Below are 14102 nucleotides of genomic sequence, written 5' to 3'. Positions count from 1 at the left end.
GCCGCGGTGCCGCAGGCGGGGACAACCGGCCCGGCGGCAATCGCCTCGGCCCCCGGCCTGGTCTAGGGTCCGCGCCCCGTCACCCTGCCAGCGCCGCGACCCATGGCCACCACGCCGAGCCCGACGAAGCCCGACCCCGACGCGATGACCGCGGAGGCCGCCCGCGCCCGCCACGCGGCGCTCTCGGCGGAGATCGCGGAGGCCGACGAGGCCTATCACGGGCAGGACGCGCCGATCATGGCGGATGCGGACTACGACCGCCTGCGCCGCGACCTGGAGACCATCGAGGCGCGCTTCCCCGAGCTCGCCGGCACCGGCGCGGCGAGCGCCTCGGTGGGCGCCAAGCCGTCGGAGAAGTTCGCCAAGGTGCGCCACGCCGTGCCGATGCTCTCCCTCGGCAATGCCTTCGCGGAGGCCGAGGTCGAGGAGTTCGTGGCCCGCGTCCGGCGCTTCCTGAACCGCCCCGAGGCCGAGCCCCTGGCCTTCACGGCGGAGCCGAAGATCGACGGCCTGTCCCTGTCCCTGCGCTACGAGGGCGGGCGCCTCGTCACGGCGGCGACGCGGGGCGACGGCGAGGTCGGCGAGAACGTCACCGCCAACGCGCGCACCCTCGACGACATCCCCGACACCCTCGCGGGCGACGACGTGCCGGAGGTCTGCGAGGTGCGCGGCGAGGTCTACCTCAGCCACGCCGACTTCGCGGCGATCAACGCCCGGCAGGCGGCGGCGGGCAAGCCGCTCTTCGCCAACCCGCGCAACGCGGCCGCCGGCTCCCTGCGCCAGCTCGACCCGGCCATCACGGCCTCGCGGCCCCTGCGCTTCTTCGCCTACGCGTGGGGCGAGGTGAGCCCTCCCTTCGAGGGCACGCAGGCCGGGGTCATCGACCGATTCCGCGCCTGGGGCCTGCCCGTCAATCCGCGCACCGCCCTCTGCGCGGACGCCGCCGCGATGATCGCCCACTACCGGCGGATCGAGGCCGAGCGGCCGGAGCTCGGCTACGACATCGACGGCGTCGTCTACAAGGTGGACGACCTCGCCCTGCAGCGCCGCCTCGGCTTCGTCTCGCGCTCGCCCCGCTGGGCGCTCGCCCACAAGTTCGCGGCCCAGACGGCCTTCACGGTCGTCGAGGACATCGAGATCAACGTCGGGCGCACGGGTTCCCTCAACCCCCTCGCCAAGCTCCGTCCCGTGACGGTCGGGGGCGTCGTCGTGTCGAACGCGACGCTGCACAACGAGGGCTACGTCCAGGGCGTCGGCGCCGACGGGGAGCCGATCCGCGAGGGCCGCGACATCCGCATCGGCGACACCGTGGTGGTGCAGCGCGCCGGCGACGTCATCCCCAAGGTGATGGACGTCGTTATCGAGAAGCGCCCGGCCGGCGCCGTCCCCTACGCCTTCCCGACGGAGTGCCCGGCCTGCGGCAGCCGGGCCGTGCGCGAGATCAACCCGCGCACGGGCAAGCCCGACGCGGTGCGCCGCTGCACCGGCGGGCTGATCTGTCCCGCGCAGGGGGTCGAGCGCCTCAAGCACTTCGTGTCGCGCAACGCCTTCGACCTCGAAGGCTTCGGCCAGACCTACATCGAGGTGCTGTTCGAAGCGGGCGTCATCGCCGGGCCCGCGGACCTGTTCCGCCTCGACTTCGACCGCCTGAAGGCGGCGATCGTCGCGCGCCGCGAGGCCCTCTCCGCCGAGCGCCGGGCCGCGGGCGAGGACACGACCCGAAATGAGCCCGCGCCCAAGAAGGCCAAGAAGAAGGGCGAGGACGAGGACAAGGCGATCAAGAACCTCCTCGCCTCGGTGGAGGCGCGGCGGCGGCTGCCCCTCAACCGCTTCATCTTCGCGCTGGGCATCCCGGATATCGGCGAGTCCACCGCCAAGGCGCTCGCCAAGCGCCACCCCGACATGCCGGCGCTGATGCGGGCGGTGGCCGAGGCGGGCGCCGCCCGCGGCGGGCCCGACTGGCTCGAATTCTCCGGCGTGGCGCGGATCGGGCCCACCACCCGCGACCGGCTGCTCGATCTCGGCTTCCCGGCCGAGGACGCGCCGCCCGCCGAGCGCGCCCGCCTCACCGCGCCGCAGCGCGAGAGCCTGCTGGCGCATTACGGGAGCCGGGAGGCGGCCGAGGCCGCCATCGCCCGCGCCGCCGCGCAGCGGCCCGCGGAGGCCTACCGCCACTTCGCGGATGACGGGGAGATCGGCCCGGTCGCCACGGACTCGCTCATCGACTTCTTCGCCGAGCCCCACAACGACGCCGCCGTGCGGGCGCTCCTCGCGGAGGTCACGGTGGAGCCGATGGAGACCGCCGGCAGCGCCGCGGCCTTCGCGGGCAAGACCGTGGTGTTCACGGGCTCGCTGGAGCAGATGACCCGCAACGAGGCCAAGGCCACCGCCGAGCGCCTCGGCGCCAAGGTCTCGGGCTCCGTCTCGGCCAAGACCGACCTCGTCGTCGCGGGGCCCGGCGCGGGCTCCAAGCTGAAGGACGCCGAGCGGCACGGCGTGCGGGTGGTCTCCGAGGCGGACTGGCTGGCGCTGGTGGCGGGCGCCTGAGCGGTGCCGCCCTCAGCCTCACCCGCGCCGCAATGCGCCGGCACGGTCCGCGCCCGCGCCCGATCGGCGGCGCGCCGGCCGGCCTGCGCGCCGCCCCCCTCGGGACCGTCCATGCAGCTCGCGGCCGGCAAGGCCCTCATCATCAAGGCCCTCATCGGTCTGGGCCTCGCGCTCTGCCTCGGCAGCGCCCCCGCGCGGGCGCAGAACGCCAAGGCCGAGGCGCCGATTCCGGCCGCCACCCTGGCCCTGATGGCCCAGAAGGGCACCGACGCGGCCGCCCCGGTGCTGTTCCGGGCCTTCAAGAAGGAATCCGAGATCGAGGTCTGGAAGCGGGGTCCCGCCGGCCGCTTCGTCCTCGTGAAGTCCTTCCCGATCTGCCGCTGGTCCGGCCAGCTCGGGCCGAAGCGCCAGACCGGCGACCGGCAGACGCCGGAAGGGTTCTACACGGTGCCCAAGCGCCAGATGAACCCGAACTCCCGCTACTACCTGTCCTTCGACGTCGGCTATCCCAACGCCTACGACCGCGCGCACGGCGGCACCGGCTCCGCCGTGATGGTGCACGGCGTCTGCTCCTCGATGGGCTGCTTCGCCATGACGGACGCGACCGTCGGCGAGATCTACGCCATCGCGCGCGATGCCCTGAACGGCGGGCAGGCCGCCTTCCAGTTCCAGTCCTACCCGTTCCGGATGACCGCCGAGAACATGGCGCGCCACCGGACGGACCCGAACATCGCCTTCTGGCGCCAGCTCAAGGAGGGGAACGACCGGTTCGAGGCCACCGGCGACGAGCTCCAGGTCGGCGTCGAGGCCGGGCGCTACGTGTTCGCGCCCTCGCGGGACCCGCGCAAGGAGCAGGCGGTGGCGGTGCACCGCGCCGTGGAGGAGGCCCGCATCGCGGCCCTCGTCGACGAGGGCGTGGGCGCCGTGCGCACCACCTACTCGGACGGCGGCCAGAACGCGTTCTGGGCGGCGCTGATCAACCGCGGGGTGCCGGTCGGCGAGATCAGCCGGCCGGAGGCCCTGGCCTATGCGGGTCAGGAGGTCGTCGTGATCCCGGGCCGACGCCGCCCGGCGCCGGTGCCGGAGGCGGTCTGGGCCACCTGGATCGCGCCGGCCTCGGTGTTCTCGCTCGCCTCCGCCGGCGGCGGCTTCATCCCGGCCTACGAGCGCCCGCCGGCCCGCTTCGAGGCGCTCGTCGCGCGCTACGACGACAGCCTGCCGCGCCTCGTCCGAGGCACGTATGGCGGAGGGCTCCCCGGTCTGCCCCTCGGCGGATCGGCCGCGCAGGACCGGCTGGCCCTCCGGTGAGGCTCCCTGCCGCGAGCCGTGACAACCCGGCCGGAATGTGCGTCCCCGCACATCACAAGGCCGTGCGCATGCCCACCTCACGCGTTGTCCAGGGCGAGGTGCCCGGAAAGCCCTGCATCGGGCCAGGCCGACGCATTGACGTCAGCTCGATGAAAGGTTCCTGATCCCGGTGGGATCGGGATATTTGGGCAAGAAACGACCCGAGATGATGATGTCGAAGAGTCCTTCCCAGGACGGCGGCCTTGTCCTCCGCTTCTGGGGTGTACGCGGCTCCACGCCCGTGAGCGGCGCGCAGTACGCCGAGTTCGGGGGGAGCACGCCGTGCCTGGAGGTACGGTGCGGTGAGCGGCTGTTCCTGATCGATGCGGGGTCCGGCCTCTACAATTGCGGTCAGCACCACCGGGGCGACCTGCCGAAGGAGATCGACCTCCTCTTCAGTCACCTGCACCTCGACCACACCGGAGGCCTGCCGTTCTTCAAGCCGGCGGTCTTCGACCCCGAACGCACCATCAACACCTATTGCGGCAACCTCGATGGGCAGTCGGCGGCCGCGACCCTCGACCGGCTGTATTCGCCGCCGCTCTTTCCCGTGACCCTCGACGTCCTGCCCTGCACCCTGAAGCACCACGGCTTCCGGGCCGGCGAGACCCTGACCTTCCCGGACGGGGCGCAGGTTCGCACCATCCTGCTCAACCACCCGCAGGGCTCGGTGGGCTACCGGTTCGAGCACGGCGGCAAGAGCCTGTGCGTGATCAGCGACCTCGAGCACAGCGACCCCTGGCCGGACCCGGCGCTCCAGGCCTTCGTCGCGGACGCGGACCTGATGGTCTACGACGGCATGTTCACGGATTGCGAGTATCCGACCTGTCGTGGCTGGGGCCACTCCACCTGGCAGAAGGGCGTCGAGCTCGCGCAGGCCGCGGGCGTGAAGGCGCTGGCGATCATCCACCTGCACCCCTGCCACTCGGACACGCTCCTGCGCAGCGTCGAGGCCGACATGAAGGCCGAGATGCCCACCGCCTTCGTGGCCCGCGAGCGCCAGACCGTCCGCGTCGGCGTCCCGGCCCGCCCCCGCCGCACGGCATCCCGCGCCAAGCCGCTGGCGCTCGTCCGCACCGCCTGAGCAGGCGCGGGCACGCGCCCTGTTCGCGAACGCCGCGCGGACAGCGCGACGCGCTGCCTTTCCCGCATGGGAGTGCGCTTACGCCATCGATGACTGACGCAGTCGCGTCCCGGTGAGCGGCCGCGCGCCGGAAACCTCGGATCAGAACCGCTCGGGCAGGCGCTTCACCGCGTCGCCGAAGGCATCGACGCCGCTGCGGATCTTGTCGAGCATGCTCGGCTCCTCGGCCTCCGCGGCGGGCGCCGGCTGCGCCTGGGCGGTCTGGGTCGGTGCGGGCTTCGGCTTGGCGGCGGCCCGGACGGGTTTGGCCGCCTCGGTCTTCGCAGTCTCGGTCTTCGAAGTCTCGCTCTTCCCAGTCTCGGCCTTGGCTGCCTGAGCCTTGGCGGCTTCGGCCTTGTCCGCCGGCTTCGCGGGCTTGGCGGCGAGCCGCTCGGCGGGCTTCGGCACAGCCGGTGCCGCCTTCACGGGTTCGGTCTTGGCAGCCTCCGCCTTGACGGGTCCGGCCTTCGGCCGCTCGGCCCGGGCGGGTTCCGGCGGCAGGGCCGTGAAGGTCGCCTCCGTCGGGCGCGGCGGGGGCAGGGGAGTCGGCTCGGGGGCCAACTCGGGAGAAGGCTCGGCCCGGCGCAGGGGCTCGACCGCGGCGGCGCGGACGGGGGCCGGCTCGGCGCTGCGCGGAAGCGCTGCCTCGGCGGGGACTGCATCCTGGCGGGGCAACTCCGCAGCCCGGGTCGGCGCGGCGGCCGGCAGGGCGGCCGGGATGGCCGGAACGATTGCGGGCACCGCCGGCGGCACGGCGGCCGTCGCCACGGCGAGGCTCGGGGCCGCGGCTGCGGGCGGCGCGGAGGCGGGCGCCGGCGCGGCGCTGCCGGTGACGAGGGCCGGCACGCCGTCCTTCAGGTCAGGCCAGGCGGCGGCGTTGCGGTTGACCGCGAACGGGGAAGGCGGCGGCGCGGCGAGCTGGCCCATCACCGCCATGGCCCCGGCGCTGGCGCCGGCAAGCCCCGCGACCGCGGCGGCGCCGAAGCCGAGCCGGCGCAGCAGGCCGCCGCGCGGGGCGGCGGGCGCAGCGGCCTCCGGGGTGGGCTGAGCCTCCCGCGGCGCTCGGGTCTCCGTGGGGTCCAGGGCGATGTCCATCATGGGGCGGGGTCTCTAGACGCAACGCGAGGAACGGCGCGACCGGTGCCCCCCACAACCGGCCTCGGACCGGCCACCGCGGGGGCGACCGGTTCTGGTTACCGAAATGCTGCCGACAATGCGGCGCAAAGATGTCCGGTGACGCGCGCGCAGTCATCGCGCGCAACCGGGCCGGGCATTCTGGGTAATGCGGCGGTGGTTAAGAGACCGTTCCGCGGCAACACTGCGCCTGTACCGCACGGACCCGACTCGATCTCAGTCGGCGGCCTCCGCTGAGCCCTTCGTCTCTGTCGGGTTGGCCGGCCCGTCTTCCGGCAGCCCCCGCTGCAGCCGGCCGACGCGCTCGGCCGCGCGGGTCCAGCGGTCGCGGGGCGCATCCGCGGGCAGCCGCCCGGCCTTGGCGGCCCGCAGGTGCGGCAGCCCCCAGCGGGCGAGCAGCGGCGGAAAGGCGTCCCGCGGGGGCAGGAACTGCGCGTGCACGACGAGGCCCGGCGGGATCGGGGCGGTGGCGGCGTGGCGCCGGCCCGTCCGTAGCACCCGCGGCACCAGGTAGGCACCCGCGCCGGGCCGGGCACCCCCGAAAACCTCCAGGCGGCCGAGGGGCGAGAGCACGACGAGGTCGACCGCGCCCTCGGCCTGCGCGCGCAGGACGCGCTCGGGCTCCGCCGCCCCGCGGAGGCCCGCGAGCCAGGCCTGCGCCTCGGGCCCCCGGGCGCGCGCCCGGAGCGCGGCGTGCCACAGGTCGTGGCCGAGGTCGAACAGGGGTGCGTCCCGGTCCTCCGGCCGCAGGGCCCCGGCATCCGCGCCGCCGGAGGGGGCGGCCGGTGGCGCGTCCTCGGGCAGGCAGAGCGCCACCGCCTGGCTCCAGGCGGTGCCGAGCGGCGTCTCGTAGGCGACCGGCGCGAGGCCCGGCGGGACGGACAGGGCGAGGCCCCCGCCGGCGCCGAGGAACCCGAGGCGCCCATCCGCGAGCGGCCCCTCGGCGCCGGTGCGCAGGAGCGTCGCGCCCGCGCCGAAGGTGCCGAGGCTCCAGGTCGTGCCCGGCAGGGCGAGGGCGTCGCGGATGAGGTCGAGGTGCGCGTCGGTCATGGTGCGGGCTCGCCGCGCACCAAGCAGGTTCGGGTCCGCAAGCCAAGCCGCCCGGCGAGGCCCCGGCGCGCGTGCCGCATGTGGACGACGCTTTGCCGGCGTGGACATACCGGACGGGCGCTGCCAACCTGACTGGCCGAGCCACAGCCATCCGATGACCGCCCCCGCAGCCGCCCTGACCGCCCCCGACACCGACCGCCCGCAGGGCGAGGCCCCGGGCCCCGCCGTGACACCGGTGCGCCGGGCGATCTGGGCCGGCTGGTCGACGCGCACGCGGATGATCGTGCTGGTGCTGCTGATCGACGCCCTGGCGGCGCTGGTCTCCTGCGGGGTGATTGTGCTGAACGCCCGGACCGCCGTCACGGTGGAGACCCGGGCGAGCCTCGCCACCGTCGAGCTCCTCGTCGCCGACACCATCCGTCTGTCCGACACCGCCTCGCCCGAGGCGCTGCTGCACACCCTCGACCTGCGCTTCCAGGCGCTCCGGCACGTTCGCGTGGCCGTGCGCGACAGCGAGGGCCGCAAGGTCGGCAGCACCCTGACCCGCCTGCGGCCCGAGCGGCACGAGGCACCGGCGTGGTTCGCCCGCGCCATCGCGCCGCCCATCGCCAAGCACAGCCTGCCGATCAACGCGGGCGGGCGCACCATCGGCTCGGCCGAGATCACTACCGAGCCGATGGACGAGATCGACGAGGTCTGGGGCTACGCGACCGCGCTGTCGATCACCACCCTCAGCATCAACCTCGCGATGCTCGTCGCGCTCTGGCTCGCCTTCGGGCGGGTGCTGGCCCCGCTCAACCGCCTCGCGGCGGGGCTGACCCGGCTGGAGCGGCACGACTACACGGCGCGGTTGCCCGAGCCCGGCACCCGCGAGCTCGCGCGCATCGCCGACCGCTTCAACAAGCTCGCCCACGCGCTGACCGAGGCGCGGGACGAGACCGGGCGCCTCAACCGCCAGCTCCTCACCGCCCAGGACGACGAGCGCCGCCGCACCGCGCTGGAGCTGCACGACGAGTTCGGCCCCTGCCTGTTCGCGCTGGAGGCGAACGCCGCCTCGGTCACCCGCATCGCGCAGGGCGAGGCGGTGGATCGCGCCCGCCTCGCGGCACGGGCCGCCGACATCTCGATGATCGTCGGGCAGGTCCAGACGCTCAACCGCGACCTCCTCAACCGCCTGCGCCCGCACGCCCTCGGGCAGGTGCCGCTCGCCGAGTGCCTGAACCTGCTCCTGCGCGACTTCACCCGGCGCCATCCGGGCACCCGCTTCACCGGGCGCTTCGAGGGGCTCGCCCGGGGCTACGGCGAACTCGTGGATCTCACGGTGTTCCGCTGCATCCAGGAGAGCATGACCAACGCCGTGCGCCACGGCCAGGCGACGACCGTCGAGGCGGAGGTCCGGGAGGCCGGCGGCCGCCTGCACGTCGCCGTGCGCGACGACGGCACCGGCTTCGCGCCGGACCACGGGGTCGGGCTCGGACTCTCGGGGATGCGCGAGCGCGTCGGGGCCCTGTCGGGCGCCTTTGCCCTTGACAAGGCATCACCCGGCGCGGTTGTGCGGATCTCGATACCGTTTGACCCCGGCCGGGGTGAGGATGAGGGGTCGGCCGCGCCGCCATGAACGCCATTCCTGCCAACGCCAAGCCCGTGTCGACGCGGCTGCCCGTCCTCGTCATCGACGACCACCCCATCGTCCTGCAGGGCTGCCGCCGCGTGCTGGAGGATGCCGGCGTCGAGACGGTCGCGGAGGCGACGACCGTCGTCGCCGGCTACCGCGCCTTCCACCGGCTGCGCCCGCCGGTGGTGATCTGCGACCTCACCTTCCAGGGCAGCGGCCTCGCCGGCCTCGGGCTGATCCGCCGCATGAAGGCCGTGGAGCCGAAGACCCGGATCCTGGTCTTCAGCATGCACAACGATCCCGTCATCGTCTCCCGCGCGCTGGAGGCGGGGGCGCTGGGCTACGTCCTGAAGGACCACGCCTCCGCCGAGCTGTTCGACGCCTTCGAGCGGGTGCGGGTCGGCGAGGTCTACCTCGACCGGCGCCTCGCCACCGAGGTCGCGATGCTGCGCACCGATGCCCGGCGCACGCCGGAGACGCAGCTGACGCCGCGCGAGCAGCAGATCCTGGCCCGGCTCGCGCAGGGCAAGTCCTACGGCGCCATCGCGGCCGACCTTTCGGTCAGCTACAAGACCGTGACCAACGCCTGCTCGCAGATGCGCCAGAAGCTCGGCGTGCGCACCCTGGCGGAGCTGATCCACGTCGCGGTCACGCAGGCGCAGCGCCAGGGCTGAGCGGGGAGCTGGGGCCGGCGCCCCGTCCCCAACAGGAAAATTCGCCGGCTCCCCGCTCCGCCCTGGTCCTCGGGCGGCGCTCTGCTAGCTTGCCCGTTGGCACGCGCCAGGTTTGGTGAGCGGGGACAGCGGCATGGCATCCGGAATCGCGTCGGATCTCTTCCGGGTGAAGTCGCTCGAGGGGCTGAACAGAGACGCGGAGGGCGGCGAGCATTCCCTGGAGCGCAGCCTCGGCCCCTGGAGCCTGATCGGGCTCGGCATCGGCGCGGTCATCGGCGCCGGCCTGTTCTCGCTCACGGGCATCGCGGCGGCGGAGCACGCGGGCCCCGCGGTGGTGCTCTCCTTCGCGATCGCCGCCATCGGCTGCGCCTTCGCGGGCATGTGCTACAGCGAGCTCGCGGGCATGATCCCGGTGGCCGGCTCGGCCTACACCTACGCCTACGCGACGATGGGCGAGTTCATCGCCTGGATCATCGGCTGGGACCTCGTGCTCGAATACGCGGTCGGCGCCGCCACGGTGTCGGTGAGCTGGTCGAAATACGTCGTCCGCTTCCTCGGCGAGTACGGCATCACCCTGCCGGGCCAGCTCGTGCACTCGCCCTTCGAGACCTACCAGCTCGCCGACGGCTCGAGCGCCCACGGCCTCGTCAACCTGCCCGCCATCCTGATCATCGTCGCGACCTCCTACCTGCTGATGGTCGGCATCCGCGAATCGGCCCGCGTCAACGCCATCGTGGTGGCGATCAAGCTCGCGGTGGTGGCGGCGGTGATCGGCGTCGGCTTCTTCTACATCAAGGCGCAGAACTACGTGCCCTTCATCCCCGAGAACACGGGCACGTTCGGCGAGTACGGGTTCAGCGGCATCATGCGCGCGGCCGGCGTGGTGTTCTTCGCCTATATCGGCTTCGATGCGGTCTCGACCGCGGCGCAGGAGGCCAAGAACCCCCAGCGCAACATGATGATCGGCATCCTCGGCTCGCTCGCCATCTGCACGGTCATCTACATCCTGTTCGCCGGCGTGCTCACCGGCCTCGTGCCCTACGCCGAGATGAAGGGCGACGCCGCCCCCGTGAACACGGCGATCGCCCGCACGCCGTTCCCGTGGCTGACGCAGCTCGTGACGCTCGGCATCATCGCGGGCTTCTCGACGGTGATCCTGGTGCTGCTGCTCGGCCAGAGCCGGGTGTTCTACACGATGTCCCAGGACCGGCTGCTGCCGGGGCTGTTCTCCCGGATCCACCCGCGCTGGAAGACGCCCTACCGCTCGAACCTGTTCTTCATGGTCTTCACCGGCGCGCTCGGGGGCTTCCTGCCGATCAGCCAGCTCGGGCACATGACGAGCATCGGCACGCTGCTGGCCTTCGTGCTGGTCTGCCTCGGCGTCATCATCCTGCGCCGCACCCAGCCGGACGCGGAGCGCCAGTACCGCACGCCCCTGGTGCCGCTGGTGCCGATCCTCGGCATCCTGTCCTGCGGCGCGATGATGGTCTCCCTCGACGGCGAGACCTGGCTGCGCCTCGTCATCTGGCTCGCCATCGGCCTCGTCATCTACTTCGGCTGGAGCCGCCGCCACAGCCGCATCGGCCGGGAAGAGGGGGCTTGAGGGTCGAGCCAAGCCGGGAGGACCCCGCCGGCCGCTCGCGCGAACGGCACGCTCGCGCCGCATGAGCCCCGGTACGGGACCGGTCCGCGCGATCGGGAGAAGGGTTCGTCGCGCGAAACGCCGAGCTCAACGCCGCGGCCTGCAGCGCTCGCGGAGCCTCGGAACCCGGCGGGGACCGCGCCCCGCCTCGCGGATGAGGCCGAGACCGCGTCGGCCCTCCGGCCCGGTCGTCAGTGTCCGCCGCCCAGATAGGCCGCCCGCACCGCGGGGTCGGTGCGCAGCTGCTGGGCCGGGCCCTGGAAGCGGATGCGGCCGTTCTCCAGCACGTAGGCGTGGTCGGCGACGCCGAGGGCCGCCATGGCGAACTGCTCCACGAGCAGCATCGTCACCTGCTCGGCCTTGAGCTGGCGGATGATCCGGAAGACCTCCTCCACGAGCTTCGGGGCGAGGCCCATGGAGGGCTCGTCGAGGAGCAGGATCTCGGGCCGCAGCATCAGGGCGCGCCCCATGGCGAGCATCTGCTGCTCGCCGCCGGAGAGCGTGCCGGCGAGCTGGTTGCGCCGCTCCTTCAGCCGGGGGAACAGGTCGAAGGCGCGTGCCCGGTCGGCCGCCACGTCGCCCTTCGGGCGCGAGCCGGTGAGGCGCGGGAAGGCGCCGAGCGTCAGGTTGTCCTCCACCGACAGCGTCGGGAAGACGCGCCGGCCCTCGGGGGAATGGGCGAGGCCGGTGCGAGCGACGTCGTGGCTGTCGAGGCCGCCGATCTCGCGGCCGTTGAGCCGGATCGAGCCGGCGCGCGGACGGATCATGCCTGAGAGCGCCCGCATCGTGGTGGTCTTGCCGGCGCCGTTCGAGCCGATCAGCGTGACGACCTGACCCTTCGGCACCGAGAAGGAGAGGCCGTGCAGCACCTCGATCTGGCCGTAGCCGGCCGAGAGATCCGAGACCTCAAGCATGGGCCACCTCCTCGTCGGCGACCGGGCTGCCGAGATACGCCTCGATGACCTTCGGGTTCTCCTGCACCTCGCGGGCGGTGCCCTCGGCGATCTTGTGGCCGAAATCGAGGACGCTGACGCGGTCGCAGAGGCCCATCACCACGTCCATGTGGTGCTCGATCAGGATGACCGTGATGCCCGCGTCCCGGATCTTGCGGATGATCGCGATCAGCTCGGCGATGTCCGGCGCCGTGAGGCCCGCCGCCGGCTCGTCGAGGAGCAGGAGCACGGGGTCGAGGGCGAGGGCCCGGCCGATCTCCAGGAGGCGCTGCTTGCCGTAGGGCAGGTTGCGCGCCTCCACCTGCGCGAGCGCGCCGAGGCCCACGAAGTCGAGGATCGACATGGCGCGGGCGCGCTGCTCGCGCTCCTCGCGGCGGCGGCGCGGCGTGCTCAGGATCGCGTCGAAGATGTTGCCCCGGAAGGCGTGGTGGAGGCCGACCAGCACGTTCTCGAGGGCCGTCATCTCGCGGAAGAGCTGCACGTTCTGGAAGGTGCGGGCGACGCCGGCCGCCGCGATGTCGGAGGGCGTGCGCCCGTCGAGCCGCGTCTCGCCGCCGGCGCGGGCGAGGGTGACGCCGCCCGCGGTCGGCTTGTAGATGCCGGTGAGCACGTTCATCATCGTGCTCTTGCCCGAGCCGTTCGGCCCGATCAGCCCGTGGATGGTGCCCGGCCGCACGGCGAGGTCGACGCCGGCCAGCGCCTTCAGGCCGCCGAACTGCATCAGCGCCTGCTCGACCTTGAGGAGCGGGTCGGCGCCCGAGCCGCCGCTCTGCGCGCTGAGCGCCGCGCCCTCGGCGTGGAGCTCGCGGCCCTCCGCGGTGTGGGCGGGCCGCAGGGCCGGGATGGTCTCGCGCAGGAAGCCGACGATCCCGTCCGGCAGGTAGTAGACGACGAACAGGATCATCAGCCCGAACACCGTCAGGCGGAAGTCGGTGACGGATTGCAGCGCCAGCGTCGCGGGGAAGAAGGCGATGCAGAGCGCCACCGGCACGAGGATCGCGAAGCGGTTCTCCCGGGCGCGCAGGAAGGCCAGCACGCCGACCACGAGGGCCGCCGCGGCGATGATGCCGGCCATGACGCGCACGAGGGCGATGTCGGCCAGGATGTTCGGCATCATCACGATGATCGCCGCGCCGATGAGCGGCCCGGCCCGGGATTTCCGGCCGCCCATGGTGACGGCGAGGAGGAACAGCACCGTCAGCTCGAAGCCGTAGGAGTTCGGCGCGACGTAGCGCTCGGACCAGGCGAACAGCGCGCCGGCGAGGCCCGCGAGAGCTGCCGAGATCACGAAGGCGTAGACCTTGTAGCGGTAGACGCTGACGCCCATGCAGTCGCAGGCGATCGGCGAGTCGCGCAGCGCCTCGAAGGCGCGGCCGAAGGGCGAGCGGACCACGCGGTTCACCACCAGGATGGTGACGAGGAGCGCCGCGCAGACGAGGTAGTAGAACTCGAGCTTGCGCCCGGCCGCCCCCCAGGGGGCCTGCATGCCGATGAGGGAGAAGTCCAGCACGCGGGCCGGCGGCAGGGTGATGCCGAGCGGCCCGTTGGTGAGCGGCGTCAGCTCGTTGATGAAGATCTGCACGATGGTGCCGAAGGCGAGCGTCACCATCGCGAGGTAGGGGCCGGTGACCCGGAGCGCCGGCACCGCGAGGAGCACCCCGAAGGCCGAGGTGACGCCGATGCCGGCCAGGATCCCCCACCACAGCCCGAGCTTGAAGTGCAGGAACAGCACCGCGGCCGCGTAGGCGCCGACGCCGAACAGGCCGGCATGGCCGAGGCTGACCTGGCCCGTGTAGCCCACCACGATGTCGAGCCCGAGGATCAGGATCGCGTAGATGGCGATCACGATCAGCAGGTGGATGTAGTAGGAGCTCGTCACCACGTGCGGGAAGGCCGCCAGGAACGCGACGAGCAGCGCGGTGCCGGCGAGGCCGATGTGACGGCCGAGGCTCGGAGCGGCCGGGACCGCCGCGGGGGCCGGGGCGAGGGTGGACTGCGCCATGGGATCAGTTCGCCG

At 73.1% G+C, this 14102-nt stretch carries 10 protein-coding genes; 6 read left to right on the top strand and 4 right to left on the bottom strand.

Translation table 11 applies throughout. The annotated features are described in order from the left end of the window. Positions 1–102 precede the first annotated feature (102 nt). The 3 genes from ligA to ACLBXP_RS06130 all read left to right on the top strand — a co-directional run bounded on the left by ligA (position 103) and on the right by ACLBXP_RS06130 (position 4978). Positions 103–2547 (top strand): NAD-dependent DNA ligase LigA, encoded by a 2445-nt coding sequence (gene ligA / locus ACLBXP_RS06140; RefSeq protein ID WP_447666683.1) that lies wholly within the window; start codon positions 103–105, stop codon positions 2545–2547. Between the two features lie 111 nt (positions 2548–2658). Continuing rightward, complete coding sequence (locus tag ACLBXP_RS06135; protein ID WP_447666682.1) at positions 2659–3855, top strand: L,D-transpeptidase family protein; 1197 nt, start codon at positions 2659–2661, stop codon at positions 3853–3855. A gap of 205 nt (positions 3856–4060) precedes the next feature. Continuing rightward, complete coding sequence (locus tag ACLBXP_RS06130; protein WP_447666734.1) at positions 4061–4978, top strand: MBL fold metallo-hydrolase; 918 nt, start codon at positions 4061–4063, stop codon at positions 4976–4978. Between the two features lie 141 nt (positions 4979–5119). Here ACLBXP_RS06130 and ACLBXP_RS06125 read toward each other — a convergent pair whose 3' ends face one another. Continuing rightward, the gene (locus tag ACLBXP_RS06125) at positions 5120–6115 is read right to left on the bottom strand and encodes a hypothetical protein (protein ID WP_447666681.1); all 996 of its coding nucleotides are present in this window, start codon (positions 6113–6115) and stop codon (positions 5120–5122) included. A gap of 252 nt (positions 6116–6367) precedes the next feature. Continuing rightward, positions 6368–7201 carry a DUF6925 family protein gene (locus ACLBXP_RS06120; protein ID WP_447666680.1) on the bottom strand — a complete coding sequence of 278 codons (834 nt, stop codon included), beginning with the start codon at positions 7199–7201 and terminating at the stop codon, positions 6368–6370. A 154-nt stretch (positions 7202–7355) separates the two neighbouring features. On the opposite strand from ACLBXP_RS06120, the gene ACLBXP_RS06115 reads away from it, so the two are divergent. From ACLBXP_RS06115 to ACLBXP_RS06105, 3 genes are all read left to right on the top strand, one after another. Beyond that, entirely contained in the window at positions 7356–8819 is a 1464-nt protein-coding gene (locus ACLBXP_RS06115; protein WP_447666679.1) for an ATP-binding protein, read from the top strand. After that, on the top strand, positions 8816–9490 hold the full coding sequence (locus ACLBXP_RS06110; RefSeq protein WP_447666678.1) for a response regulator: 675 nt from the start codon (positions 8816–8818) through the stop codon (positions 9488–9490). The genes ACLBXP_RS06115 and ACLBXP_RS06110 overlap by 4 nt, the downstream gene beginning before the upstream one ends. 133 nt (positions 9491–9623) lie before the next feature. After that, on the top strand, positions 9624–11093 hold the full coding sequence (locus ACLBXP_RS06105; protein WP_447666677.1) for an amino acid permease: 1470 nt from the start codon (positions 9624–9626) through the stop codon (positions 11091–11093). A 230-nt stretch (positions 11094–11323) separates the two neighbouring features. Here the strand turns inward: ACLBXP_RS06105 and ACLBXP_RS06100 are convergent, their stop codons facing one another. After that, the gene (locus ACLBXP_RS06100) at positions 11324–12046 is read right to left on the bottom strand and encodes an ABC transporter ATP-binding protein (protein WP_447666676.1); all 723 of its coding nucleotides are present in this window, start codon (positions 12044–12046) and stop codon (positions 11324–11326) included. Beyond that, the gene (locus tag ACLBXP_RS06095; RefSeq protein ID WP_447666675.1) at positions 12039–14087 is read right to left on the bottom strand and encodes a branched-chain amino acid ABC transporter ATP-binding protein/permease; all 2049 of its coding nucleotides are present in this window, start codon (positions 14085–14087) and stop codon (positions 12039–12041) included. Before ACLBXP_RS06095 ends, ACLBXP_RS06100 begins: the two co-directional genes overlap by 8 nt. Positions 14088–14102 lie beyond the last annotated feature (15 nt).

Source organism: Methylobacterium sp. A54F, from assembly GCF_053346035.1.
This window is presented reverse-complemented; position numbering and strand designations above follow the sequence as displayed.

What these genes read in the sequence shown, in the direction of transcription:
- ACLBXP_RS06120 (WP_447666680.1), bottom strand. Translation starts at nt 7,201, where the DNA reads ATGACCGACGCGCACCTCGACCTCATCCGCGACGCCCTCGCCCTGCCG.
- ligA (WP_447666683.1), top strand. Translation starts at nt 103, where the DNA reads ATGGCCACCACGCCGAGCCCGACGAAGCCCGACCCCGACGCGATGACC.
- ACLBXP_RS06100 (WP_447666676.1), bottom strand. Translation starts at nt 12,046, where the DNA reads ATGCTTGAGGTCTCGGATCTCTCGGCCGGCTACGGCCAGATCGAGGTG.
- ACLBXP_RS06105 (WP_447666677.1), top strand. Translation starts at nt 9,624, where the DNA reads ATGGCATCCGGAATCGCGTCGGATCTCTTCCGGGTGAAGTCGCTCGAG.
- ACLBXP_RS06115 (WP_447666679.1), top strand. Translation starts at nt 7,356, where the DNA reads ATGACCGCCCCCGCAGCCGCCCTGACCGCCCCCGACACCGACCGCCCG.
- ACLBXP_RS06135 (WP_447666682.1), top strand. Translation starts at nt 2,659, where the DNA reads ATGCAGCTCGCGGCCGGCAAGGCCCTCATCATCAAGGCCCTCATCGGT.
- ACLBXP_RS06125 (WP_447666681.1), bottom strand. Translation starts at nt 6,115, where the DNA reads ATGATGGACATCGCCCTGGACCCCACGGAGACCCGAGCGCCGCGGGAG.
- ACLBXP_RS06110 (WP_447666678.1), top strand. Translation starts at nt 8,816, where the DNA reads ATGAACGCCATTCCTGCCAACGCCAAGCCCGTGTCGACGCGGCTGCCC.
- ACLBXP_RS06130 (WP_447666734.1), top strand. Translation starts at nt 4,061, where the DNA reads ATGATGATGTCGAAGAGTCCTTCCCAGGACGGCGGCCTTGTCCTCCGC.
- ACLBXP_RS06095 (WP_447666675.1), bottom strand. Translation starts at nt 14,087, where the DNA reads ATGGCGCAGTCCACCCTCGCCCCGGCCCCCGCGGCGGTCCCGGCCGCT.